Annotated in this window: 20 protein-coding genes; 15 read left to right on the top strand and 5 right to left on the bottom strand. The window is 70.0% G+C overall.

Going from position 1 to position 25,147, the window contains the following annotated elements:
- Positions 1-27: 27 nt before the first annotated feature.
- Genes mshB through AMYAL_RS0111120 form a run of 3 tightly spaced genes read left to right on the top strand, consistent with a single transcriptional unit; the run spans position 28 to position 2,097 of the window.
- Positions 28-870 carry an N-acetyl-1-D-myo-inositol-2-amino-2-deoxy-alpha-D-glucopyranoside deacetylase gene (gene mshB, locus AMYAL_RS0111130; protein ID WP_026466955.1) on the top strand — a complete coding sequence of 281 codons (843 nt, stop codon included), beginning with the start codon at positions 28-30 and terminating at the stop codon, positions 868-870.
- Positions 867-1,298 (top strand): hypothetical protein, encoded by a 432-nt coding sequence (locus tag AMYAL_RS0111125; protein ID WP_020631382.1) that lies wholly within the window; start codon positions 867-869, stop codon positions 1,296-1,298. The genes mshB and AMYAL_RS0111125 overlap by 4 nt, the downstream gene beginning before the upstream one ends.
- The gene (locus tag AMYAL_RS0111120; protein ID WP_020631381.1) at positions 1,291-2,097 is read left to right on the top strand and encodes a hypothetical protein; all 807 of its coding nucleotides are present in this window, start codon (positions 1,291-1,293) and stop codon (positions 2,095-2,097) included. The genes AMYAL_RS0111125 and AMYAL_RS0111120 overlap by 8 nt, the downstream gene beginning before the upstream one ends.
- Here AMYAL_RS0111120 and AMYAL_RS0111115 read toward each other — a convergent pair.
- Positions 2,081-2,842 (bottom strand): site-2 protease family protein, encoded by a 762-nt coding sequence (locus tag AMYAL_RS0111115; RefSeq protein ID WP_020631380.1) that lies wholly within the window; start codon positions 2,840-2,842, stop codon positions 2,081-2,083. The two genes, AMYAL_RS0111120 and AMYAL_RS0111115, sit on opposite strands and share 17 nt — an antisense overlap.
- A gap of 171 nt (positions 2,843-3,013) precedes the next feature.
- Between AMYAL_RS0111115 and AMYAL_RS0111110 the strand changes: the two genes are divergently transcribed.
- Both AMYAL_RS0111110 and AMYAL_RS0111105 read left to right on the top strand, forming a co-directional pair.
- Positions 3,014-3,397, top strand: coding sequence for a WhiB family transcriptional regulator (locus AMYAL_RS0111110; RefSeq protein WP_007028952.1), 384 nt, complete (start codon positions 3,014-3,016; stop codon positions 3,395-3,397).
- A 165-nt stretch (positions 3,398-3,562) separates the two neighbouring features.
- Positions 3,563-6,853, top strand: a complete 3,291-nt coding sequence (locus AMYAL_RS0111105; protein WP_026466953.1) for a glycosyltransferase family 2 protein — start codon at positions 3,563-3,565, stop codon at positions 6,851-6,853.
- 376 nt (positions 6,854-7,229) lie between these two features.
- Here AMYAL_RS0111105 and AMYAL_RS0111100 read toward each other — a convergent pair whose 3' ends face one another.
- A complete protein-coding gene (locus tag AMYAL_RS0111100; RefSeq protein ID WP_005150818.1) occupies positions 7,230-7,661 on the bottom strand; it encodes a metallopeptidase family protein in 432 nt (143 codons plus the stop codon).
- 116 nt (positions 7,662-7,777) lie between these two features.
- Here AMYAL_RS0111100 and AMYAL_RS45835 point away from each other — a divergent pair, with 116 nt between their 5' ends.
- The 6 genes from AMYAL_RS45835 (at position 7,778) to AMYAL_RS0111070 (ending at position 12,839) form a co-directional block, all read left to right on the top strand.
- Entirely contained in the window at positions 7,778-8,131 is a 354-nt protein-coding gene (locus AMYAL_RS45835; RefSeq protein WP_074038239.1) for a DUF3499 domain-containing protein, read from the top strand.
- A 72-nt stretch (positions 8,132-8,203) separates the two neighbouring features.
- Positions 8,204-9,559 (top strand): phosphomannomutase/phosphoglucomutase, encoded by a 1,356-nt coding sequence (locus AMYAL_RS0111090; RefSeq protein ID WP_020631377.1) that lies wholly within the window; start codon positions 8,204-8,206, stop codon positions 9,557-9,559.
- A 52-nt stretch (positions 9,560-9,611) separates the two neighbouring features.
- Complete coding sequence (locus AMYAL_RS0111085; RefSeq protein ID WP_020631376.1) at positions 9,612-9,833, top strand: Trm112 family protein; 222 nt, start codon at positions 9,612-9,614, stop codon at positions 9,831-9,833.
- The gene (locus AMYAL_RS0111080) at positions 9,817-10,908 is read left to right on the top strand and encodes a hypothetical protein (protein ID WP_020631375.1); all 1,092 of its coding nucleotides are present in this window, start codon (positions 9,817-9,819) and stop codon (positions 10,906-10,908) included. The genes AMYAL_RS0111085 and AMYAL_RS0111080 overlap by 17 nt, the downstream gene beginning before the upstream one ends.
- A gap of 70 nt (positions 10,909-10,978) precedes the next feature.
- Entirely contained in the window at positions 10,979-12,202 is a 1,224-nt protein-coding gene (gene manA, locus AMYAL_RS0111075) for a mannose-6-phosphate isomerase, class I (protein ID WP_020631374.1), read from the top strand.
- Between the two features lie 127 nt (positions 12,203-12,329).
- The gene (locus tag AMYAL_RS0111070; RefSeq protein ID WP_020631373.1) at positions 12,330-12,839 is read left to right on the top strand and encodes a hypothetical protein; all 510 of its coding nucleotides are present in this window, start codon (positions 12,330-12,332) and stop codon (positions 12,837-12,839) included.
- A gap of 41 nt (positions 12,840-12,880) precedes the next feature.
- On the opposite strand, the gene AMYAL_RS0111065 is transcribed toward AMYAL_RS0111070, so the two are convergent.
- Positions 12,881-15,880, bottom strand: a complete 3,000-nt coding sequence (locus tag AMYAL_RS0111065) for an AfsR/SARP family transcriptional regulator (RefSeq protein ID WP_020631372.1) — start codon at positions 15,878-15,880, stop codon at positions 12,881-12,883.
- Between the two features lie 143 nt (positions 15,881-16,023).
- Here AMYAL_RS0111065 and AMYAL_RS0111060 point away from each other — a divergent pair, with 143 nt between their 5' ends.
- The 3 genes from AMYAL_RS0111060 (at position 16,024) to AMYAL_RS0111050 (ending at position 19,562) form a co-directional block, all read left to right on the top strand.
- Positions 16,024-16,938, top strand: coding sequence for a cation diffusion facilitator family transporter (locus AMYAL_RS0111060; protein ID WP_020631371.1), 915 nt, complete (start codon positions 16,024-16,026; stop codon positions 16,936-16,938).
- A gap of 184 nt (positions 16,939-17,122) precedes the next feature.
- Positions 17,123-18,643, top strand: coding sequence for an amino acid permease (locus AMYAL_RS0111055; RefSeq protein WP_020631370.1), 1,521 nt, complete (start codon positions 17,123-17,125; stop codon positions 18,641-18,643).
- 223 nt (positions 18,644-18,866) lie between these two features.
- Positions 18,867-19,562 carry an LPXTG cell wall anchor domain-containing protein gene (locus AMYAL_RS0111050; RefSeq protein WP_020631369.1) on the top strand — a complete coding sequence of 232 codons (696 nt, stop codon included), beginning with the start codon at positions 18,867-18,869 and terminating at the stop codon, positions 19,560-19,562.
- A gap of 44 nt (positions 19,563-19,606) precedes the next feature.
- Here AMYAL_RS0111050 and AMYAL_RS0111045 read toward each other — a convergent pair whose 3' ends face one another.
- On the bottom strand, positions 19,607-21,901 hold the full coding sequence (locus tag AMYAL_RS0111045; protein ID WP_026466952.1) for a hypothetical protein: 2,295 nt from the start codon (positions 21,899-21,901) through the stop codon (positions 19,607-19,609).
- Positions 21,902-21,993: 92 nt separating this feature from the next.
- Between AMYAL_RS0111045 and ahcY the strand changes: the two genes are divergently transcribed.
- The gene (gene ahcY, locus AMYAL_RS0111040) at positions 21,994-23,466 is read left to right on the top strand and encodes an adenosylhomocysteinase (protein ID WP_020631367.1); all 1,473 of its coding nucleotides are present in this window, start codon (positions 21,994-21,996) and stop codon (positions 23,464-23,466) included.
- Positions 23,467-23,959: 493 nt separating this feature from the next.
- Here the strand turns inward: ahcY and AMYAL_RS0111035 are convergent, their stop codons facing one another.
- Entirely contained in the window at positions 23,960-24,955 is a 996-nt protein-coding gene (locus AMYAL_RS0111035; protein WP_020631366.1) for a hypothetical protein, read from the bottom strand.
- Positions 24,956-25,147: the final 192 nt, after the last annotated feature.

The following is a 25,147-nucleotide window of genomic DNA, read 5'->3' as shown; positions in this document are numbered from 1 at the left end:
CGCCGTGTTCGAATTAGTCTTCAAGCCGTGATCTCCGATAGGCCCAAATTGCTCCTCGTCCACGCCCATCCGGACGACGAGAGCATCACCACCGGCGGCACCATCGCGCGCTACGCGGCCGAAGGCGCCGACGTGACTGTCGTCACGTGCACTCTCGGTGAGGAAGGCGAGATCATCCCGCCCTCCCTCGACGGGCTCGGCTCGTGGGCTTCCGACCAGCTCGGCGGCTATCGCGCGGGAGAGCTGGCCTCGGCCTGCGCCGCGCTGGGCGTCACCCGGCACCGTTATCTCGGCGGCATCGGCCGCTGGCGTGATTCGGGGATGGCGGGGACGCCGTCCGCGGCCCATCCGCGCGCGTTCTCCGGCGGCGACCCCGACGAGCAGGCGGCCCAGCTCGCGGAGATCCTGGACGAGGTCCGGCCCCAGGTCGTCGTCACCTATGACGCTTTCGGGGGTTACGGGCATCCCGATCACATCCGCGCGCACGAGATCACCATGGCGGCGGCGCCGAAGGCCGCGTCGGTCGAGCGGGTCTTCCATACTGTTTCTTCTCGCGCCGCCGTCGCCGCCGGGCTCGCCGCCCTCCGCGGGCGTTCGGCGTTCCGGGTCCCGGAAGACGGCGAACTGCCGGTGACGCCGGACGAGACCATCACGACCGCCCTCGACGTCGGCGCGCACATCCCGGCGAAGGCCGCCGCGTTGCGGGCGCACGAGACCCAGGTCAGCGTGCCCGCCCCGCCGCATCTCGCGGACCACTTCGCGCTGAGCAACGACGTCGCGCAGCCGATCACCACGGACGAGTACTTCGTGCTCGCGCACGGACCGGCCGAGGGTGCCGGGGCCGACCTGTTCGGTGGACTCGCGACGTGACCGCCCCGTCACCGCTCACCGCGCGGCAGCGGTTGCTGCTGGCCTTGCTGTCCTTCGACGCGTTCTTGCTCGGCTTGCTCGAACTGTTCTTCCTGCCGCTCCGGCTCGACGGGATCGTGCTGCCGAAACTCGGTGACGCCCCGTTCCCGGTGACCGTGGTGCTCGCGGTCGTCACCACACCGCTGCTGGTGCGGACGACCGCGAAAGTGGTCCGGCCCACCTTTTCGGTGATTCCGCTACTCGTCTGGGTACTCGTGGTACTCGGGATGGGCGTGACCGGCCCCGGTGGTGATCTGGTGCTGATACAGGACTGGCGGGCGCTGCTGCTGATCGGCGGCGGGGCCCTGCCGGGAGCGCTGGCGCTGGGCGGCGGTCTGGGCATGGCGGCGAAAGCCGTGAAGCCCTCGAAGGGAGGCAGCGGTGGGTGAAGCGATTTCGGACCGCCAGGTCGTGGCGGTGCTGCGGCCGTTCGTCCGCGCCTGCGGACCGATGGTCGACGCGCTGCGGGACGCGGATCCGTTCGGCCTGCAGGCCAGGGGACGCCGTCATGAAGACCTGGACGGCGTCGAGCCGGGACTGAAGGACAAGCTGCTCGACGGGATCACCTCGGTCAAGGTGCCCGGCACCGCGGCCTGGGCGGAGATGTCGAACTACCAGCGGACCCATTGGTGGGTGAATCGGGTCGGCCGGATCACCGCGCTGGTCACCGCGATCCCCGGTATCGGCGGCGCGCTCGCCGACAGGCTGCCCGTGCAGGACGCGCTCGGCTCGGCGGCGCAGGGGGTGTTGCTGTGCGCGATCGCGGGGGAGTACGGCGTGACCGACGTCGGCGCCCGTGTCCGGCTGATCGCGTGGGTGCTCTTCGAACGCGACATCGATCCGGTGATGGCGGCGGGCAAACACGCCGAGCATGACAAGGCGACCGAAGACGACGAAGCGGCGAAGCTCACCGAGGAACTCGAAGACGCGAAGAAGAAACACGGCAAAGTCACCTTGAAGGCCGCCGCGGGCACGCTGTGGCGGCTCGGCCGGGGACTGCTGGGCATCGTCGAGGAACTGGAGAAGCGTCCGCGTGGCCGTCTTTTCCACCGTGCGCTCGGGAAACTGCCGGTGGTCGGCATGGCAGGCGACTACCTCGGCGAGCGGTCCGGCCTCAAACGCGTCTGGAAACGGGCGCACGAGTGGTTCACCGAGCACCCACAGGGCGAACTCACTTCCAGAACATGAACGCGTCCTGGCCGTACATGGCGGCGAGCTTGAAACCGCCGACGGTGTCGAAGATCGCGTAGGACACGTCCCAGAGCAACGGGCTGGCTCCCGGAATGCCCCACAGGACGGCGAACAGCGCGAGCGGCGCCCACGGCCGGGCCTTCGCGCCGAACGCGCGCGCGCCGGGCGAAAGGTACGGCTCGATCGCGCCCCAGCCGTCGAGGCCGGGGATCGGCAGGATGTTCAAGAGGAACGTGACGATCTGAAGCAGGGCCAGGAACGAGAGCCCGATCACGAGCCCGTTCGTCATCGGCACCAGTGCGACGACGAGGGTCAGCGCCACCCCGACGGCCAGGTTGCTCAGCGGCCCGGCGAGCGAGACCCACGACTGGACCCCGCGTGAGCGCAGGCGTCCGTGCTCGATCCACACCGCGCCACCCGGCAGCGGGATGCCGCCGATGATGAGGAACACCAACGGCAGGACGATGGACAGCACCGGATCCGTGTACTTCCGGACGTCCATGGACAGGTAACCCTTGTGGGCGACGCTGTGGTCGCCGCCGCGGAACGCCACGACCGCGTGACCGAACTCGTGCAGCGTCAGTGACGCGATCCAGCCGCCCGCGACGAGCAGGACCACGCCGGTGATGATCAGCGGGTCGTACTTCTGGCTGGGAATCGTGGTCGCGTCACCGAAAGCGGCCAGGACACCGCCCAGGATGGTGACCCCGAGGATGCTGAGGAAGATCGGGCTGGGCCGCACTGCTGATCTCTGCACCCCACCAGTCTTCCGTATGCCCGATGTGAAGTTCTCGGCGTGTCCCCTTGCGCGATGCGGCCCGTGTATCCCCCGAACTCGCTACTCCGCTTGACCTGACCGCACTACACGGGTGTAATCACAGTGATGTCATTCGTCGCTGGAAGGGGGCGGCGGATGGTGTTTCAACACCGCCAGCCTGGGGAGTGCGTGGACAGCGAGGAGGCGGACGTGCGGTTGGAAGCAGATGGAAGGGAATGGGGGCAAGTCGTGGGTTGGGGTGAGGTCCCGGAGCAGCAACTGGGCGATCTCACCGAGCTTTTCGACGATGCCTCCGCGGAAGAGCAGGACTGGCAGGAACGGGCCCTCTGCGCGCAGACGGACCCGGAGGCGTTCTTCCCCGAGAAGGGCGGCTCCACCCGCGAAGCCAAGCGGATCTGCCTCGGTTGCGAGGTCAAGGACGAGTGCCTCGAGTACGCCCTCGCGCATGACGAGCGGTTCGGTATTTGGGGCGGGCTCTCCGAACGCGAGCGTAGGAAACTGAAAAAGCGAGCTGTGTGACGGCGATCTCCGGCACCCCCAGTGCGCCGGAGATCGCTTCCTGCCCGCGTCTTGTCTTGTTCCACACGGTCTTGTCTTGTTCCACACAGTGGGGCCACCAACGGGTGACAGGGTCGCGTCGTAGGGTGGCGGCAGTCGACTTCGCCGCCACCTCTGGAGTGCCCGTTGTCTCGCACCGCCGCGTCAGCTGTGCCGCGCACGGCCCCCGTTCTGGCCATTGTGGTCTGTCACAACGGCGAGAACTGGTTGCCACTGGCGCTTTCCGCGCTGCGGCGCAGCGGTGTCCGGCCGCGGCACGTGCTCGCCGTCGACACCGGGTCCACCGACCGGACGGCGAAGATCCTCGCTGAAGCGGCCGCCTCTGAAGGCGTCGCCGCCGAAGCTCCGGTTCTTGACGGAATCCTCACGCTTTCGAGTGAAGTCGGCTTCGGCGCGGCCATCGGTGAGGCCGTCGAGCACGCCGTCGAACGCTGGGGTGATCCCGGCGGCTGGCTCTGGCTGCTGCACGACGATTGCGCACCGGAGCCGGACTGTCTCGAGAACCTGTTGGCAGCGGCCGAAAACGAGTCCGCGGCGACGGTGCTCGGTCCGCTCGCGGTGGACTGGAGCGACCCGCGGCTCATCGTCGAAGCGGGGCTGTCGACGGACGCCATCGGCCACCGGCAGCAGATCTCACCCGACGAGAACGACACCGCGGTGCTCGCGGTGCCGAGCGCGGGATCGCTGGTGCGCCGGGAAACCTGGCACGATCTCGGCGGCTACGACCCCGGATTTCCCTTGCTGCGCGAGGATCTCGACTTCGGCTGGCGCGCCAACGCCGCGGGTGGCCGGGTGCTTTCGGTACCGTCGGCCCGGCTCCGGCATGCCCGCGCGCTCAGCACTGGACAGCGGGAACCGGCCGCGCTCGGCCTTTCACTGGCGGCGGCGAACCGCGCGCACGGGCTCCGGGTGTTCCTCGTCAATTGCTCCCCGCTGTCCTTTTGGTTCGGTCTTTTTCGAATCCCGGTCTTCGCGGCGCTGCGGGCGCTCGCCTTCCTCCTGCTGCGGCGCACCGGCGAAGCGGGCGCGGAACTCGCGGCGGCCTGGTACCTGCTGCGCGGTCGTGGCGGGTTGCGCGCGGCCCGTGCCGGACGCCGGAAGACCGACCGGCCGGGCGATGTCCGAGGCCTGTTCACCGGGCGGATGACGCGGGTGCGCAACGCGGTCCGCGCCGGTGTCGTCGGCCTCGTCCGGCGCGGTGTCGAACGGGACTTCGCCCTCGGGACCGTGCCGGAGAGCGCGGATCAGGCAGGGGCTTGGATCCCGCCGGAGGCACTGGAAGCCGGGCAAGACCGCCCCGTCGGTCCCGGTGCGCTGCCCGCCGGGGCGATGCGCGGGGTCGGCTCGCGGGGGACTGGCCTGCGGCGGCCCAGCGCGGTCGTCGCGGTCGCGGTCCCCGAGAAGCCCACGGCGAGCGGGCCGAAACCGTCACCGGTGCCGCGGGACGGTGGGCGACGGCCGGAACCGGAACTCGTGTTCGTCGAGGTCGACCGGAAACGGGTGCTCGGGGCGACCGTGCTCGCCCCGCCGGTGCTCATGCTGGTCGTGCTGACGGCGCTCGCGTTCGCCGTCAACGGTTCCCGGCTCGGGCTGGACCTCTTCGGCGGGAAGCTGCTGCCCGTCGGCGGGCTCGGCGAGATCTGGGCGTCGTATCTCGCGCCGTGGCACGCGATCGCGGGCGGGACGGCGAGTCCCGCGCCCGCGACCCTGCCGGTGCTGGGCACCCTCGGCGCGATTTTCGCCCCGATCGGCGGGCCGGCGGCGCTGGTCGCGATCCTGCTGATCGGCGACATCCCTCTCGCCGCCCTGAGCGCGTACGCGGCCACTCGGCGCCTTCGCGTGCGACGCTGGGTTCGCGCCGTTGTCGCGGCTGCGTACGGCGTGCTTCCGGCGGCCACCGCTTCGGTCGCGCAAGGACGGCTCGACGTCGTCGTCGTGCATCTGCTGCTGCCGCCGGTGATCGCGGGCATCGTGGGGCTGCTGGTCCGCGCGGACTCGCGGTGGCTGCATGTTTCCGCGCTGAGCGCGATCGGGCTGGCGCTGATCGGCGCCTTCTCGCCGCTGGCGCACGCGCTGGCGGTGGTCGGGCTGGTGATCGGGTTCGTGGTGCTGCCGTCGCCGACCGGGCTCGCGCGGCGGATCGCGTCGGTGGGCATCGTGGTCTTCCTGCCGCTGGCGCTGCTGCTGCCGTGGCCGAGTGTGCTGCTGCGGCATCCGGAACTGTTGCTGCACGGGCTCGGCGGTGGTACCACGGCCGCGTCCGGTGCCGATCTCGCCGGGCTGGACCCCGGTGGTCCCGGCGCGTGGCCGATCGGGGTGGCGCTGGTCGCGGCCGCGATCGTCGCGCTGGTGGTGCGGCCGTCGAAGGGCGCGGGCGGCGGTGTCGCGGTCGTCGTGCTGGGTGTGCTCGGACTCGTGGCGGTGCGGTTCGTGGCGGTGACGCCGATGTCGGGCGGCGCGCACGCGACCGGGTACGCCGGGGTGCCGCTGCTGGTGATCGGCGCGGGGTTGCTGTGGACGGTGCTGGCCACCTGGCAGCGTGGCGGGACGAGTGTCGAGCCCGCGCCGTGGCTGACGAAGGTCACCGCCGTTGCCGGGGTGCTCGTGCTGCTGGCGCTGGCGACCGGTGCGGTCGTCGGCGGACGGGAAGGCCCGTTGCGGTCGGGTGAGCGGCCGTCGCTGGCTCCGGAGATCTCGGCGGAGCTGGCCGCGACCGGACGCTCGGTGCTGGCGGTGGGTTCTTCGGCCGAGCCGGTGCGGCAGACCGGCGGGCGGTTGCCGTTCTACGGCGACGACGAACTCGCGCCGACACCGGGCAGCGCCGACCGGCTGGCCTCGTGGCGCCGGGACCTGCTGCAAGGCTCGCCGGACGCGGTCAAGCAGGCCTTCGCGGCGGCGTTGGCTTCGGGGGCGCTGTACGTCGTGCTGCCCAGTGGCGCCGATGGTGGTGCTTTCGTCGCACTCGCGCGTGATCTGGTCGCTCCGGCGGCGCCGACCTCCGACGGGCGTCCCGTGCTCCGTTTGCTGCCCGCCGGTGGGCAGGTGGCGTTGATCTCACCGGAACTGGCGCAGGCGGCGGTGACCGGGAAGGGCGCGCCGGGTGCGTCGCCGGGGGTGGCGCCGGTGCAGGCCGGGCTGCCGGACGTGCGGGTGCGGGTCTCGGAAGGGCCGACCGGGCGGCTGCTCGTGCTGGCCGCGGAGTTCGAGGCGGGCTGGCAGGCGAGCGTGGACGGCAAGGCGGTGCCGATCGTGCGGGCGTGGGGGCATCAGGTGGCGGTCTCGGTGCCGCCCGCGCCTTCGGAGGTGGTGGTGGAGCATCAGGGGACCACGCGGAACCTTCTGCTGCTGGCTCAGGTGGCGGCGGTGCTGTTCACGCTGCTGACCGCTGTACCCACGCGGCGGCGCCCCACCCTCTAGCGGGGTTTCGGGTTGCCCGCGGGGCTCGGGTGCCTCGGGTGTGTCCTGAAGGTCGCCTTTGAGACGTTCAACGTCTCAAAGGCGACCTTCAGGACGTTCGGACTCGGGTGCTCCGGGGTTTCGGTCGCTCCTCATGTCCCGAGCGCCACGCTCGGGACCTCAGATCCCTGCTGGGGTGTTCCCGATGCGACATCGGGAACCTTCGCGCCTGGCCCGCACTGGAGTTGTCCACAGCCCAATCCCCTTGTGGACAACTCGGGGCTCCGGCACCGTTTCCGCAGGTCCCGTCGGTGCCCGGCGATACACTGGGCTGGGGACGCCCCCCCAGGGACGGGCGGGGGCTGGGTCAGGGCTGGGGCGGGAGGGGAGAGGGTGGCTAGTCGCCTTCGATGACGTCGGGTTCGACGCCGAGGTAGCCCGCCACCTGTTCCACGAGGACGTCGTGGACGAGTTCCGCGAGTTCGCCGGGGTCCTTCGCGCGTGCTTCGAGGGGGCGGCGGTAGAGGACGATGCGGGCGCGCGTCGGGAGGCCGGCGCGGTCGACGCCGGCGGGCACGAGCCGCGAGAGCGGGACGGCGCCGTCGTGCAACACGCCGTCCACTCCGGCCGGTGCGCCATCCGAGCGAACTTCGGGGACGTCGTCGACGGCGACGTCGAGCTTCGTCAGCTCGTGCCGCCACCGCGCTTCGATCGGTTCGAGCGCGTCCAAAACCAGCGCGTCGAACCTCTCTGCCCTGCTAGCGGCGGCGGGAAGGGTCGACGGATACAGCGCTCCGCGCAGGCCCCGGCCGTGCCGGTCCCGGCGCATCCGCCGTCGCTGTCGGGAATCACGAGCCGTCGCCACGATCCGAAGGGTACGCGCTCGGCGAGTCGAAGCGCGTGTCGCCGGTACACCTGGCCGAGGACGCGCTATCGTTCTCGATCGTGCGGAGCGTACGAAAGTGTTCGCGAACGGGTTGTCTCGAACCCGCTGTCGCCACGCTCACGTATGCCTATAGCGATTCGACAGCCGTAGTGGGGCCGCTGGCCACCGCGAGCGAGCCGCACTCCTATGACCTCTGCGAAGCCCACGCCCTCCGGCTCACCGTGCCCAAGGGCTGGGAAGTCGTCCGGCACGAGGGCGCCTTCGCCGCCCCAGACCCGTCCGCCGACGAGCTGACCGCGCTGGCCGAGGCAGTCCGCGAAGCGGGCCGCTCGGACAAGCCCGCGCCGGACCCCGAACCCGAGGGTCCCTCCGGCAGGCGCGGCCATCTGCGCGTCCTGCCCGGCCGAGCCTGACGCGAGGGCCCGCCGGTAGGCTTTCGAGCGCGCCAGAGGGCGTTGTAACGAGACTATCGGCGGGGAGCAGGCGTGCCAGACCTTTCGGGCATCGTGAAGGCCTACGACATTCGTGGTGTTGTCGGTGAGCAGCTGGACGCGGCCCTCGTACGCGACCTCGGCTCGGCGTTCGCCCTGCTGATCAAGCCGGAGTCCGACTCCGTCGTGATCGGCCACGACATGCGCGACTCCTCGCCCGAGCTGTCCGCCGCGTTCGCCGACGGCGTGACTTCGCAGGGCCTCGACGTCGTGACGATCGGCCTCGCCAGCACCGACCAGCTGTACTTCGCGTCCGGGTCGCTGAACCTGCCGGGCGCCATGTTCACCGCCAGCCACAACCCGGCGCAGTACAACGGCATCAAGCTGTGCCGCTCGGGAGCCGCCCCGGTCGGCCAGGACTCCGGTCTCGCGGAGATCCGCGACACCGTCGAGCAGGGTGTCCCCGCCTTCGTCTGCCAGCGCGGTTCGGTGACCGAGAAGGACGTCCTCGCGGACTACGCGGCGTACCTGCGCAAGCTCGTCGACCTGTCGGGCAACCGCTCGCTGAAGGTCGTCGTCGACGCGGGCAACGGCATGGGCGGCTACACCGTCCCGACCGTCTTCGCGGGCCTGCCCATCGAGGTCGTGCCGATGTACTTCGAACTCGACGGAAACTTCCCGAACCACGAAGCCAACCCGCTCGACCCGAAGAACATCGTCGACCTCCAGGCGAAGGTGCGCGAGGAAGGCGCCGACGCGGGCCTGGCCTTCGACGGCGACGCGGACCGCTGCTTCGTCGTCGACGAGCGCGGCGAGCCGGTGTCGCCGAGCGCGATCACCGCGCTGGTCGCGATCCGTGAGCTGGAGAAGGAGCCGGGCGGCACCATCATCCACAACCTGATCACGTCGAAGGGTGTCCCGGAGATCGTCGCCGAGCACGGCGGCAAGCCGGTGCGCACCAGGGTCGGGCACTCGTTCATCAAGGCCGAGATGGCCAAGACGGGTGCGATCTTCGGCGGCGAGCACTCGGCGCACTACTACTTCCGCGACTTCTGGCGCGCCGACACCGGCATGCTGGCCGCGCTGCACGTCCTCGCGGCCCTCGGTGAGCAGACGGGCCCGCTGTCCGAGCTGACGGCGGAGTACTCGCGCTACGCGGCCTCCGGCGAGATCAACTCGACCGTCGACGACCAGGTCGCGCGCATGATGGCGGTCAAGGACGCCTTCGGCGCGCGCGACGGCGTCGAGATCGACGAACTGGACGGGCTCACCGTGCAGCTTCCCGGCGGCGGCTGGTTCAACCTGCGCCCGTCCAACACCGAGCCGCTGCTCCGCCTGAACGTCGAGGCGGCCGACGCCGAGGCCGTCCGGGCGCTGACCGAAGACGTATTGGCGATTGTCCGTGGGTAACGAATGTGTCGTGAAAACACACATAGAGATGTCCCACAGGTAGGGAGTAGTCATGGCCGTCACGTTTGACGCACAGTTGCTGGAGATCCTGGCCTGCCCGTCCCCCGATCACGCGCCACTGCGCACGGGTACGACGGCCGATCCGGAGGCCGACGCGCTGACCTGCACGGAGTGCGGTCGCGTGTATCCGGTCCGTGATGGAATCCCGGTACTGTTGCTGGACGAAGCCACCGAGCCGACGACCCCGGATGGCGCCCATGCCGACGGTCCCTGACGATTCCCTGTTCGACGATCCCGCGAGGCTGGCCGAGGCCGACACCGCGGGGCTTCTCCGTGCCGCCGCGATGGCGGGCGCCCAGGTCCGGGCGACCGCCGAGGCCGCGGCCGAACTCGAGCTGAGCGATCGCCTGGACGTCGGGCGCCCGCGCTCGCTCGTGCTGATCGACCGGCCCGGTGTCAGCCGGACGCTGACCCGGCTGGTCGCCGCGCTCCTGACCCCGTCGTGCCCGGTGCCGGTGGTCGTCGCCGAGGTCGTGCCGAGCTGGATCGGCGCGCTCGACGTCGTCTTCGCGCACACCGACGACGCCGGTGACCGCGAGCTGGCCGCTTCGCTGGAGCGCGCCGCCCGGTTCGGGGCGACGGTCGTGCTGTCCGCGCCCGCCGAAGGCCCGGTCGCGGCCTCCGTCGCGGGCAAGGGCCTGCTGCTCGCGCCGAGGCTCCCGGTTCCGCCGGAGATGGCCTTCCCTCGCGGGCTCGCCGCGGCCCTGCTCACCGCGAACGCCCTCGGCCTGCTCGTGGCCGACCTGGAGCAGCTCGCCGACCAGCTCGACGCGGAAGCCGAGAAGGACTACCTGGCCAGGGAGTCGTTCGCGAACCCGGCCAAGGCGCTGGCGCTGAAACTGGCCGAGCGCCAGCCGCTGCTGTGGGGGCTGGACCCGGTCGCGGTCGCCGTCGGCGAACACGCGGCCCACGCGTTCGCCGCCCACGCGGCCGTCGTCTGTGACGTGGAGGACTACCGCCAGGCACTGGCCAGGCCCGCCTTGCGGCGGGCGGCGTTGTCCGGTGGCGTGGAACGCGATATCTTCGCGGACCCTGAGGAAGGGGCGGGCTCGACGCCGAGGGTGTTGCTCCTCTCGGTCCGGACGGGGCCCGCCACCGAGGCGGCTCGCTATCAGGCGGAAGACCTGCTGCCCGGCGCGGATGTGATCGCCCCGGCCGAAGAGATCGAAACGGACGAGATCGTGCGTGCCGCCGTTCTCGCGCTGCGTTTCGAACTGGCCGCGGTCTATCTCGGGCTGGCCGTCGGCAGCATCGGCGGCGCCGGGAGGTACACGCCTGCAACGGCGTGAGCCCCGCGCGCGACGTAAGACATGAGGGCCGGCACAAACAACCCGTGCCCGGCGAGGAGTTGAGGTGACAGTGGAGCTGCTGCGCAATGCCGTGCGGCCCTACGCGTGGGGGTCCAGAACGACGATCCCCGAGCTGCTGGGGCGTCCGGTGCCGGCGCCACATCCGGAAGCGGAACTGTGGATGGGCGCCCACCCCGGCGACCCGTCCCACGTCATCGGCCCGGACGGCACCGAGCGGAGCCTGCTGGAGCTCGTCGAAGCCGATCCGGTCGGCCAGCTGGGCACCAGCTGCGCCGGCCGCTGGGGCGGCAGGCTGCCGTTCCTGCTGAAGATCCTCGCCGCCGAAGAGCCGCTTTCGATGCAGGCTCATCCGTCGGCCGCGCAGGCGGCCGAGGGCTACGCGCGCGAGGAGTCGTCAGGGATCCCGCGTGACGCGTCGAACCGCAACTACCCGGACCCGACGGCGAAGCCGGAACTCGTCTGCGCACTGACGGAGTTCCACGCGCTGGCGGGTTTCCGTGACCCGGAACGCACGATCGCGCTGCTGAAGGCGATCGAGACACCGGGGCTGGCGAAGTACGCGGTGCTGCTGGAGGCCCAGCCTGATCCGGCCGGGCTGCGCGCGCTGTTCACCACCTGGATCACCCTGCCGCAGGCCGCGCTCGACGAACTGCTGCCCGAAGTCCTCGATTCGTGTGTGAAGCACGTCCGGGACCGTGGCGAGTTCGACGTCGAATGCCGCACCATCCTGGAACTCGGCGAGGCGCATCCGCGGGACGCGGGGGTGCTCGCGGCGCTGCTGCTCAACCGCCTCACTCTCAGCGCGGGCGAGGCGATCTACCTGCCCGCCGGCAACCTGCACCTGTACCTGCACGGCACCGCCGTCGAGATCCTGGCGAACTCGGACAACATCCTGCGCTGCGGGCTCACCCCCAAGCATGTCGACGTGCCGGAACTGCTGCGCGTCGTCGACTTCGCGTGCGGCGAGATGCCGGTCCAGAGCGGCGAGCGCGAGGAGCGGTTGTCGGTGTACCGCACCGACGCGCCGGAGTTCGAGCTGTCGCGGATCGAGTGGGAGGCCGGGGACGATGGCGAGATCGCCGTTCACGACGTCGGCCCGCAGATCCTGCTGTGCACGGCCGGTGGCCTGCTGGTGACGGCCGACGACGGCGAGCAGGTCGAACTCCGCCGCGGCCAGTCGGTATGGCTCCCGGCTGCCGACCCCGCCGTCCTCGTGCGGCCGCTTTCCGGTGAGCGCACCCAGGTCTTCCGCGCGACCGCCGGCACCTGCTGACGTCGCACGCCCTTGGGCGAAGTGTGTGCGTTCCGTGTGGCGCGTTCCGAGACCATCATCCTTACGGGTGACCCGGCGATTGTCGTCGGCTCTTCCCGGATGACGATGGCCGAGGAGAGCAGCAGCAGTGACTTCCCACCCCGACGCGGTGAGCGGACGCGCCTACCGGGTCCCGGTTACCGTGCGCCCCGCCGCCCTGCTCGCCGTGCTCGGACTCGCCGTCGTGACCGTGCTCGTCCCGGTCGTCGATCTGGTACTCCCGCTGCCGGACGGCCAGGACCTGGCCGGTTCGGCGCCGGCGCTGGCGGGGCTCGCCGCTGACGCGATCGAGTCCGTCAAAGCCGCGGGTTCCGGTCTGCAAGACCTCGCCGTCGACGCGGAGAACAGGCTCAACCTCCCGCTGGTCGTGCTGGTCACGCTCGGCGCGCAGGTGCTGCTCACCGCCGCGCTGGTGGTGAGCGGCACACAGCCCATCCGCGTGATGCTGACCGTCGCCGGCCTGATCAACGTGTTCGCGGTCGCCCGGCTCGAACCCGCCTCGCCGCCGATGTGGGACGCCGCCGCCAACGGGGCGCTGGTGATCGCGCTGGCCTGGTTCTCCGCCGTCAGGCGTGAACCGCTGTTCGGCGCACAGTGATTTCCGGGTGGTGCTCGTCTGAGGGGTCGGGCACCACCCGGTCAGGCCGGGGCGGGTTCGGTGAGCGACAACAGCAACCGGACGAGGGTCGAAGCGTTGGCGTCGTGGGGGACTTCCAATCGCTTCGCCTCTTCGCCCGCCGCCTCGGCCGCCTTCGTTTCCCCGACGGCCTCATAAGCCCTGCGCAGCACGTGCAGGGTGAGGCCTGTCGCCGGTTTCCCGCCCATGGCGCGGAACTCGTCAAGGCATTGGCGCAGCACGGGAATCGCGCTTTCGGCCCGGCCGTCGCCGATCCAGCTCGCCGCGATCGCTCGCGTGCACGAGAGCTCTCTCGGCCGTTCTTCGAGCGCGCCGGCCAGCCGCCGCGCGTTCTCGTAGGCCTTCACCGCGTCGGCACGCCGCCCGGCTCCCGCGAGGATCGCGCCCTGCGTGCGCAACGACTTCGCCAGCGCCGATTTCGCCGTCGTCCGGCGGAGCACCCGGACCGATTCCTCGATCGTCTCCAGCGCCTCCTCCCGGCGGCCGTCGAGCATCAGCGACCACGAAAGTCCTTGCAGGGCAATGCCGAGCTGGCGGTCGTCGGCCGATTCCCGTGCCCGTGCGAGGATCCGGCGATCGATTTCCAGCGCCTCGGATATCTTGCCCAGCCTGTGCAGAGCGGCGGATTCCGCGCGCCTCGCGTAGGTGCCCGAATCCTCCACAGTGGACAGTTCGCGGGCCTGGGTCGCGGCGTGCAGGGATTCCCCCGCCCTGCCGAGGCCGACCAGGCAGCGCGCCAGATTCGTCTCGACCCACGCCTGCGCGGAAACGTCGCCCAGATCCGCCAGCTCCTTCGAGCATTCGCGATAACCCTCGACGGCGCGTTCGTACTCGCCGTGAACATGCAGCAACACCGTCAGGTTCGCCTCGGCGATGACCGCGATGTGCCGGTCACCGGCCTCGCGGGCGGCGTCGCGCAAGGTCTCGTACGCCGTCCGCATGTCGGTGTAATGGCTGTGCAGGTACAGGTACGCGCTCAGTCTTTCCACTATCCGCAAGGCTTTTCGCAGCCAGCCGACGGCGCACATCGACGAGACGGCGGCGACCAGGTTGGCCCGCTCCACGGAGAACCAGGTGCCGGGGTCGCGCAGCAGCCGCTCGACCAGTTCACCGGACAGGGGCTGCGCGGGCAGGTCCTGGTCCGACAACGGCATCGGCACCGTCCTCGGCAGGCGGCGGGCCGCCGTGTCGGCGAGGCACAGCGCCGCGTCCGACACCTTCGCGACGGTGGCCACCCGCTCGGCGTGGGTCTCCAGTTCCCGGCCGAGTTCCGTGGCGAACACGCGCACGAGATCGTGCACGCGGAACCGCTGCTCACCCGTCGGGTCGAGACCGGTGGCTTCGAGCAGGCTGGCTTCGACGAGTTCGTCGATGGCCTCGTCCGCGTCCTCGTCGTTGACCAGGGTTGTCACCGCCCACGCGGGAAGGTCGAGGGTGCGGCAGCGGCCGATCAACCGGAACGCGCGCCGCGCGGACGGGCTCAGCGCCTCGTAGCTCAACGCGATGCTGCCGCGCACCTGGAGATCGCTGACCTGGAGTTCGTCGAGGCGCGAGACCTCGTCCTCCAGCTTCCCGGCGAGTTTCCCGAGCGGCAGTCCCGGCCGCATGGCGAGCCTGCTGCCCGCGATCCGCAGCGCCAGCGGGAGATTGCCGCAGGCCTTGGCGATCCGCTCCGCGTCCGCGCGTTCGGCGCCCACCCGGTCCGGCCCGGCCAGCCGCGCCAACAGGGTCATCGCCTCGGGACCGGACAGCGGTGCGAGGTGCAGGCGATCCGCCCCGGCCAGCCCGGAAAGCCGCCGCCTGCTGGTGACCAGGACGGCGCTGCCCGGCGTTCCCGGCAGCAGCGCGCGGACCTGGTCGGGGCCGGCGGCGTCGTCGAGCACCACGAGGACCCGCCGATCGGCGAGACGACCGCGATAGACCGCGGCCCTGGCCTCGACGTCGTCCGGGATGGCGGGCCCGGTGACGCCCAGCGCGCGCAACAGGTCGCCGAGGACGTCGGCGAGGTCTCGCGGGTCGGAGGCGCCCGCCAGCGGGACGAACAACTGCCCGTCCGGGAAGGAGCGGCGGAGCCTGTGCGCGGTGCTGACCGCGAGGGTGGATTTGCCCGCGCCGGGTTCGCCGGTGATCACCGCGACCGGGACGCCCGCGCTTTCGCCGAGCAGTCCGGAGAGCTTCGCGATCTCGCCCTCGCGGCCCGCGAAGTCCGCGATGTCCGGCGGCAGCTGGCAGAGCGGGAAGACCTGCGCCGCCTTGGTCGCGGGCGCCGGATCCTCGCCGCGCAGCACGGCGGCGTGGACACGGCGGACCTCGGCACCGGGCTCCACGCCCAGTTCCTCGACGAGCGTGGTGCGCAGCTCGCGGTGGACGGCCAGCGAATCGGCCTGCCGCCCGGCGCGGTGCAGCGCTGTCATCAGCTGGGCGGCCAGCCGCTCGCGCAGCGGATGTTCGGTGATCATCGCCTGGAGTTCGCCGGTGAGCTCGCCGTGCCTGCCGTCGGACAGTTCGGCGTCGACACAGTCTTCGAAAGCGGCGAGGCGTTCCGACTCCAGCCTGGCGACGTCCGCGTCCAGCCGGGGGAGGTGCAGTCCGGACAGGACCGGCCCGCGCCATTCCGCCAGTGCCCGGCGGTAATGTCCGGCGGCCACCGCCGGATCGCCCGCCCGCGCCGCCGCCTTCCCCGCCGCGGCGGCCTCGCGGAAGGACAGCAGATCGAGGTCGCCGGGCGCGACCACCAGCCGATAACCGCGCGGGTCCCGCTCGATCTCCAGCCCCTCGAACCGTGCCCGCAGGCGGGAGACGTACGTGTGCAGATTCGAGGAGTACGACTTCGGCGGCGTGTCCGGCCAGAGGGTCTCGACCAGCGCGTCGACCGGGACTGACGAGTTCGCGTTCAGCAGCAGGACGGCCAGCAGGGCGCGCTGATGATCGCCGCGCGGCGCCGTGCGCCGCCCCGGCGGGCTTTCGATCGTCAACGGTCCGAGCACGCCGAATCGCGGCACGGGCACCTCCCAGGTCCAGAGAGGGGCGAGACTAGCGAGGGGATCCGACAATTCTGTGACCTGTCCCGCCCGGCGCGTACCGGCTCATCTGCACTGCTAGCCTTCGAACCCGGCATATCGGGACACCATTTGGGGAGTTGCACGTGTCTGCAGGTGGCGGAACCAAGGCGATCATCGCCGCGCTCGTGGCGAACGCCGGAATCGCGGCCGCGAAATTCACCGGCTTCCTCATCACGGGGTCGTCCTCGATGCTCGCCGAGTCCGTGCACTCGCTCGCGGACACCTCGAACCAGGGCCTCCTGCTGCTGGGCCAGAAGACCTCGCAGCGCGCCGCGACCCGCGCGCACCCGTTCGGCTTCGGGCGGGACCGGTACTTCTACTCGTTCATCGTCGCGCTGATGCTCTTCAGCCTCGGCTCGGTGTTCGCGCTGTACGAGGGCATCCACAAGATCAGCGAGCCGGAGGCCTTGAAGACGCCGTGGGTGGCCGTCGGCATCCTCGTGGTCGCGATCGGACTGGAGTCGTTCTCCTTCTACACCGCGATCCAGGAGTCGAAGAAGATCAAGGGCGACGCGGGCTGGTGGGCGTTCATCCGCCAGGCCAAGACCCCCGAACTGCCGGTGGTCCTCCTGGAGGACGCGGGCGCGCTGCTCGGCCTGGTGTTCGCGCTCGCGGGCGTCGGGCTCTCGGTCGTCACCGGCGACCCGGTGTGGGACGGCATCGGCACCGTGGTGATCGGCCTGCTGCTCGGCGTCATCGCGATCATCCTGATCATCGAGATGAAGAGCCTGCTGATCGGCGAAGGTGCCTCCGAGCCCGACCTCGACACGATCATCGACGAACTCGCCGCGGGCAAGGTCGAGCGCGTCATCCACATCCGGACGCTGTACATCGGCCCGGACGAGATGCTGGTGGCCGCGAAACTCGCGCTGGTGCCGGGGCTGGAGACCGGCGAGGTCGCGCAGGCCATCGACGACGCCGAAGCGCGTGTGCGGGCGAAGGTTCCCACGGCGAAGCTGATCTACCTCGAGCCGGACCTGGACCGCTCGCTGGCCTGAGCCGCGCCGCCTCGCGCTCACGGACAGACATCTGGAGGAGCCGCGACCGCCGATCGGCGCAACTGTCCGTACACCGCCGATTACCAGCGCGACCTCCGCGTACTTCGTTGCTCTCCCACCGCGCTGCCGTCACGACCGGGCGATAAGGTCCGATGAACCGCAGTCAGGTGTATGGAGGTCAAGGGTGCCCGGAAACGGTCTGTGGCGTACGAAGTCCATCGAGCAGTCCATCGCGGACACCGACGAACCGGGGACCAAGCTCAGGCGGAACCTGAGCGCGTGGGACCTGACCGTCTTCGGCGTCGCCGTCGTCATCGGCGCCGGTATCTTCACGCTCACCGCGCGCACGGCAGGCGACTACGCGGGGCCGTCGGTGTCGCTCTCGTTCGTCTTCGCGGCCATCGCCTGCGCGCTGGCGGCGCTCTGTTATGCGGAATTCGCGTCGACCGTCCCGGTGGCCGGGAGCGCGTACACGTTCTCCTACGCCACGTTCGGCGAGTTCATGGCGTGGATCATCGGCTGGGACCTGATCCTGGAACTCGCGGTCGGCGCGGCCGCGGTGTCGAAGGGCTGGTCGGCCTACCTCGAAACCGTGCTCTCCTACATCTTCGGCAAGGGCACGAAGACGACGTTCGAGATCGGCGGTGTCCCGGTCGACTGGGGTGCCCTGATCGTGGTGCTGGTGCTGGCGACGCTGCTCGCCGTCGGCACGAAGCTGTCTTCGCGGTTCTCGATGGTGATCACCGGGATCAAGGTCGCGGTGGTGCTGTTCGTGATCGTGCTCGGCGTCTTCTACATCAAGGGCTCCAACTACACCCCGTTCATCCCGGACGCCCAGTCCGGCGCCGACTCGTCGGCCACCGGGGTGGACCAGTCGCTGTTCTCCGTGTTCGCGGGTAGCAGCAGCAGTTCGTTCGGCGTCTTCGGTCTGCTGGCCGCGGCGTCGCTGGTGTTCTTCGCGTTCATCGGTTTCGACATCGTCGCGACCACCGCGGAAGAGACCCGCAACCCGCAGAAGGCCGTGCCCCGCGGCATCTTCGGCTCGCTCGCCATCGTCACGGTGCTCTACGTCGCCGTGTCGCTCGTGGTCGTCGGCATGGTGAACTACAAGGACCTCGCCACCTCGGCGGGTGACGGCAGCAAGAAGACGCTCGCGTCCGCGTTCGCGGTCAACGGTGTCGACTGGGCGGCCAACATCATCTCCGTCGGCGCGCTCGCCGGCCTCACGACCGTCGTCATGGTGCTGATGCTCGGCCAGATCCGGATCATCTTCGCGATGTCGCGTGACGGTCTCATGCCGCGCGGCCTGGCGAAGACCGGTGCGAACGGGACGCCGAAGCGGGCGACCATCGTCGTCGGCGCACTGGTCGCCGTCGCCGCGACCTTCTTCCCGGCGGACAAACTGGAAGAAATGGTCAACGTCGGCACCCTGTTCGCCTTCATCCTCGTTTCCGCGGGTGTGATGGTGCTGCGCAAGACGCGACCGGATCTGCCGCGCGCGTTCCGGGTGCCTTGGGTGCCGCTGATCCCGATCCTGGCGATCCTCGCCTGCCTGTGGCTGATGCTGAACCTGACCGTGCTGACCTGGCTGCGGTTCATCGCGTGGATGGTGCTGGGCGTGGTCGTCTACTTCGCCTACAGCCGTCGTCATTCGCTGCTCGGCAAGAAGAACAAGGAAGAGAAGACGGAGTCCGTATCGGACTGATCAGTCTCGTTTCGGCGGCCCACCATTCCTCTGTGGATGGTGGGCCGTTTTTTTCGGGGGCCGGTTTCGGTGTGAAATCGGTGTGCGATAGCGTCCGGGCTCTTACCTCACCCTGTCGGGTGAACGGGGCTCGTGGAGAACACCGCGAGTTGACCTTCATCCCACGAAAGAGGTAACCGCGCTTTTGCTCGTTTGTCCCCCGATCGGTACAGGAGAGCTCTGAATGCAGATCATGTCCGGACGGCGTGTCCGCTCCGCCGTCACCGTCGTCGCACTGGCGACCGCCGCCCTGCTCGGCACCGCCGGCTCGGCGCTGGCCTGTCACTCCGACGACGAACACGCCAAGCCGATCCCCGGCAGCGTCAGCAAATGCGAGCAGGTCAAGGCCGGCGGTTCGGCCCTGTCCGACTCGGACTTCAAGTTCACCGGCGGCGCCGGTGAGAAGCGGCTGAACATCACCGGTCTCGGCGAAGGCGTCAAGGTGACCGCGATCGTCGTCCTCGGTGGCGACGACGGCTACAACGTCTACGAGCCGGGCAAGCGCAAGCTCGCCGACACCCCGCCGTGGACCGAGCTGCGCGCGCCGTTCAACCGCGACGGCAGCAAGGCGAACATCGACAAGTGGTTCGCGTGCGGCGAGAAGACCAAGCCGACCGAGCAGCCGAAGCCGTCCGAGCCGACGAAGACCTCGACGGCCAAGCCGCCGACGACCGCTCCGACCACCACGGAGAAGCCGTCCGACACCCCGACCAGCACCGTCGCCCCGGCTCCGAACGTCGGCGGTAACGGTGGCAACGGCGGTGGCCTCGCCAACACCGGTTTCGACAACGCCTGGCTGCTGTGGGCCGGTGGCCTGCTGGTCCTGGCCGGCGCCGGTGTCCTGGTCCTGCTGCGCGTGCGTCGCGGCAAGACCGACTGAAGCTAGCTGGTGACTGAAGGCCCTCTTCCTCTCGAAGGGGGCCTTCAGCGCATTTGGGGGAAGTCCCCGAACAGCGATCCCTGTTCGCCCCAAGGGTTCGACGGCCGGGGGCGGCCGAGACCGGCGGCCATCGCGACGGCGTTGTCCCATTCGGCGTCGGCGACGTAGTCCGTGTGCCTGAGGACACCGGGTGCCCAGCGGTGCCGTCCGGTCGGCCCGCGCAGCGGATCGGGCAGCCAGTGATCGCCGCCGAGCACCAGCACGCCCTGCTCGTCGGGTTCGGCGGCCAGCGGCCCGGTTCCGCCGCCGGGCAGGTAGCCGTCGCCCAGCAGCTTCCCGGACACCACGCGATGCCGCCAGGTCGTGACGCCACCGCCGAAAACGTCCGTGCCGCGGCACAGCGCCCGCCAGCGGCCGTCGAGATCCTCGTACAGCCCGGCCAGCTGCGCCTGCGGCAGCATCGCGGGAAAAGCCCGCTGGTAACCCCACTGCAGCGGCGAGCCCGCGGTCAGCAACCCGACGCGTTCGCGGTCCTCCGGCGGGAGATCGGCGATCACGCGCGCCGCGGCGAGCACGGTCAGCAGGCTGCCGAGGTTGTAGCCGGACAGCACGACCCGAGTGCCCGGATCGGCGAGATGTTCCTTCACCCGGTCCGCGAGTTCCGGGACGACCTTGAGCGCGTAACTCGGCGGCACGGTCGGATGGGCGGCCCGCGGCCAGAAGCACACGAGATCCGCCAGCGCGCCGAGATGACGGCTGCGCGTGGGTTTCGTCGCGGCCGCGAACACGACGCGCAGCAAACCCGCCGCCAGCGCGCCCAGCGCGAACACGCCGATCGCCGAAATCGGGGTGAACCAGCTCGCCAGCGGGCCGAAACCGAAGCGCAGCACGAGGAGCGCGCCGCCGCCCGCCGCCATCGCCAGTGCCACCGTGAGCGCGAGATGGTGCAGATGCTTCCGCTCCCACGAAGCGCGGGCCCAGACGCGCGCGGCCTCTTCTTCCTGCGCTTCGCTGATCTCCATCAGCGCGACGACCTCCGGGACGCCGCGCCGCAGCCGCCGCAGCGGGACAGCCACCGCGAAGCCCAGCACACCGAGCACAAGGGCGAGGGCGAGCCCGGCGCCCCACAGGACGGTCACCAGGACGTAGGTGTCGGGCAGCCGGAGATCGGCCGCCCCGACCAGTTGCCGCAGCGCGACCGCGAGGCCCGCGCCGAAACCGCCGCCGAGCAGACCGGCGAGCGCGACGACGGGCGCGGCCGCCCAGCCGCCGAGCCAGGGTCGCAGCCGTCGCGGCATGTGCTTCCAGGCCGACCGGCCGAACAAGGCGGCCGGGATGAGCATCAGCGCGAACAGCACGGTCACCACGACCATCGACGCGCCCAGCGCCTCCACCGTCCCGTCCGCTCCGCCGAGCCCGCCGCCCGTCAGCCCGGCAGGCAGCGGTGTCCGGCGCACGACGGCGATCCCGACCAGCGCGACGGCGATCGCGATCAGCCCACCCCGGATCACCGGTCCGGCCGAGAAACCGACCGTCGAGGCCAGCAGCGACGCGACGGCGAGGGCCAGCGCGCAGATCCAGACGATCAGGTCGAACGTCGTCGTCGGCAGCCGGAACGGGCCGCCGAGCAACGGAAGCGCGACACAGGTCAAGGCGGCGACGGTGTGCAGCGTCCGCAGACCCGGCGTCCGAGGCAGGTCCTGTGGTTGCAACGGGCTCGAACTGTGGGTGCGGTGCAAGCGGTTCCGCGATCGCCAGTCCGACGACGGGATCCGGTCGAGCACGAAGATCAGCGCCAGCAGCGGCACCACCCCGATCGCCGTCCGCAGCGGCGCGAAATCCCGCACGAACGACGGGATACCGGACAGGCAGTCCGAGCCGGGAGCGAGGCATTGCGCGGCGAACAGGTCGAGCGAGACCACCGCGAGCTGACTGATCAGCAGCATCGTCAGCAGGAGCGAGGCCACCCGCAGCAGTCCCCGGCAGATCGCGCCGAGCACCGCCGCGAACCGCCTGCCCTCCGGGACCGGCGGCAGCATCCAGTGCGCGACGTTCGCCAGCGAGAACGGGAACAGCAGCGCCCAAGTCGCCTTCGCCGCGCCCCCCGACGTCATCCCGCTCCACAGGTAGCCTTCGAGAATGCGCGGGATCGAACGGCCGAGCGCGGGCAGCACCGGACCGGGAGCGGGACGGCGCAGCCGGTCCGACGGCCGGATCAGCCTGCCGATCCCGTCGCCCGCGACGTCGACCACCGACGTCGAATCCAGCAGGCTTTCACCGCTCGTGCCCACCAGCCCAGGTACGCGTATTTCGACGACGCGGGTATCGGGACCCGGCATGACCACGGTGAACGCCTCCAAACCGTTTCAGTGGGCTTTGAGCCCACGACGGTACTGTTCCGATGTCATCCAACCTTGGAGGAAGCGCGCATATGACCCCCGAAAGCGTTGCCAAGCGGCACGACACCCGCAACGGCATCGAGTTCGCCGTCGCCGATCTCGAAGCCGCCGAGTTCGGCCGCAAGGAGATCCGCCTCGCCGAGCACGAGATGCCGGGCCTGATGGCGCTGCGCCGCGAGTACGCCGAGGTGTACCCCTTGAGGGGAGCCCGTGTGTCGGGCTCGCTCCACATGACGGTACAGACCGCGGTCCTGATCGAAACCCTCGTCGCGCTGGGTGCCGAGGTTCGCTGGGCCTCGTGCAACATCTTCTCCACCCAGGACCACGCCGCCGCGGCGATCGTCGTCGGGCCGCACGGCACCACCGAGGAGCCCAAGGGTGTGCCGGTGTTCGCCTGGAAGGGCGAGTCGCTGGAGGAGTACTGGTGGTGCACCGAACGGATGCTCACCTGGGACGGTGAGGGTCCGAACATGATCCTCGACGACGGCGGCGACGCCACCATGCTGGTGCACAAGGGAACCGAGTTCGAGAAGGCCGGAGTCGTCCCGTCCCCGGACGAGGACACTTCGGACGAGTTCCGTGTCTTCCTGCAGCTGCTGAGCGCTTCCGTCGCGGCCGACACCGGCAAATGGACCAAGATCGGCGAAGGCGTCCGCGGTGTCACCGAGGAGACCACGACCGGTGTCCTGCGGCTCTACCAGCTCGCCGCGGCCGGTGAGCTGCTGTTCCCGGCGATCAACGTGAACGACGCCGTGACGAAGTCGAAGTTCGACAACCGCTACGGCATCCGGCATTCGCTGATCGACGGCATCAACCGCGGCACCGACGTCCTCATCGGCGGCAAGGTCGCGGTCGTCTGCGGCTACGGCGACGTCGGCAAGGGCGCCGCGGAATCGCTGCGCGGCCAGGGCGCGCGGGTGATCGTCACCGAGATCGACCCGATCTGCGCGCTGCAGGCGGCGATGGACGGCTACCAGGTCAAGAAGCTGGAGAACGTCCTCGGCGAGGCCGACATCATCATCACGACCACCGGGAACAAGGACGTCGTGCTCATCGAGCACATGGCGCGGATGAAGCACCAGGCGATCCTCGGCAACATCGGCCACTTCGACAACGAGCTCGACATGGCCGGTCTCCAGCGCTACCCAGGCATCCGGCGGATCAACATCAAGCCGCAGGTCGACGAGTGGGTCTTCCCGGACGGCAAGAGCATCATCGTGCTGTCCGAGGGCCGCCTGCTGAACCTGGGCAACGCGACCGGGCACCCGTCGTTCGTGATGTCGAACAGCTTCTCCAACCAGGTGATCGCGCAGATCGAGCTGTTCACCAAGCACGAGGAGTACGACAAGGAGGTCTTCCGCCTCCCGAAGAAGCTCGACGAGAAGGTCGCGAAGATCCACCTCGACGCGCTCGGCGGTGAGCTCACGAAGCTGACCAAGGAACAGGCCGAGTACATCGACGTGGACGTCGAAGGCCCGTTCAAGACGGACCACTACCGGTACTGAGTGCTTGGGTCTCGTGAGTGGCAGGGACGGTCCTCTTGAGGGGTAAGTCGCGTTAGGGCGGACCGGTATTTGTCTACGTGCCGCAGACCTGCCCGAACTGACGGATGCCCGATCGATGGTGAAGGAATCAGGACACTCGACGTCCCGATTCCTTCACCGTCGCGAGGTCACCAAGGACGTACCCCCTCAACCCCCGCTCACCGGCATCCGGCACGAGCCCCGCACCGTGGCACGAGCCCCGCACCGTGACGCGATCCGGCTCCAGTGGGTAGGCAAATACGAGTCCGACAGAACGACACTTGCCACTCACGACCACCCCGGCCGCCGACACCGCACCGCCAGGCCTGATGTCGTGAAAGCCACTTTCGCGACATCAGACGTCCCGAAAGTGGCTTTCGCGACACCCGAAGCCGACCCGCAGCCGAGCGACCCGGCCCGCCACGGCCGGCCGTTCCCTCGATAACCGGTCTTGCCACTCACGAGGCCGCGAGTGCTACTCCCACTCGACCTCGATACCGGCCAGCCCCGGCCCGGCGTCACTGAAGAAACCGCTGGTCACCCCGCCCATGTCACAGGGCAGTTCCTCGGACTCGACGGGTACGGCGTCGTCGCGCGTCCGGAACTGCCGCGTGCAGCGGGCGGGCAGCGCGCCGAGCGCGAACTTCAGCTGCACCAGGTAGCTCGAACACTGATCGCGCAGCATCCGGAAGTACCCCGGTGACGCGGCGCCGGAGTCGTCCCGGACCCCGAAGCAGAACACGTGGATCTCGCCCTCGGCGAGTTTCCGGTCGAAGAGCAGTTCGGTGGCCATCGTCTCGGCCTCGGCGTTGCGCCGGATCCGGCCGACGCGGCAGCCTTCGGCGGTGATCAGCTCGACGTCGCCGATGTCGCAGCCGGGGTCGCCGTTGTAGACGGTGACGTACCGGTCCGGGCCGTGGCGCCGCGCCCGGCACACCAGCCGGGTGTGCAGGGCGACCTGCCGGTGCGCGGCGTCGAAGGTGATCGTGTCGTGCACCGACAGCATTTCGAGGTCGGCGTTGTAGCGATTGGACGACGGGTACGCGCCCAGTTCGGCCAGCAGCTGGTCGACGATCGAGCCCATGTCGCCGGACCGGATGTCGTGGAACGACGCGGCCATCTGGTGCCCGCGCGCCCTCGCCGTCCGCGGCCCGATCAGCACGACGAGCGCGTCCGCGGGCAGTTGCAGCACCGATTCCAGCGCACGGACCGCCGGGAGTGCCTTGGGTACCTCCGGCTGGCGCAAGCCGCGCTGCCAGTAGCTCAGCGTCGACTGTCCGATTTGGACACCGCGAAGCCCGAGGTGGGCGCGCAGCCGGGCAAGGGAGAGGCCGCGGTAGGCGATCGCCTGCCGGAGCGCGTGGTGGAATTCGCCGCTGCGAAGGGCCTCGACAAGTTCCTTCGGCAAGGATTCGAGCGGTTGACGACGTGTGCCGTCGATGATCGTCGGGGTGTCCCCGTCTCGTGTCACCGCTCGTCCCTTCACCAGACCAGTGTGTGCGCTGAGCGTGAACACCGCGGAACGTTCACGTTAGCAGCGCACTGTGAACACTACGTCCCCCGTTCGGGGTGGTTGACCCCGGAAGAGTGACCGTTCCGGGGTGTGGAAACGCCCCGGAACGGTCCGTTCCGCCGAGTGCCCATCTTGCTCTGTGTGAGCCTG

This window comes from Amycolatopsis alba DSM 44262 (assembly GCF_000384215.1).
Classification (GTDB): Bacteria; Actinomycetota; Actinomycetes; order Mycobacteriales; family Pseudonocardiaceae; genus Amycolatopsis; species Amycolatopsis alba.
The sequence above is the reverse complement of the archived record's forward strand: the minus strand, read 5'-3'. Positions and strand labels throughout refer to the sequence as shown.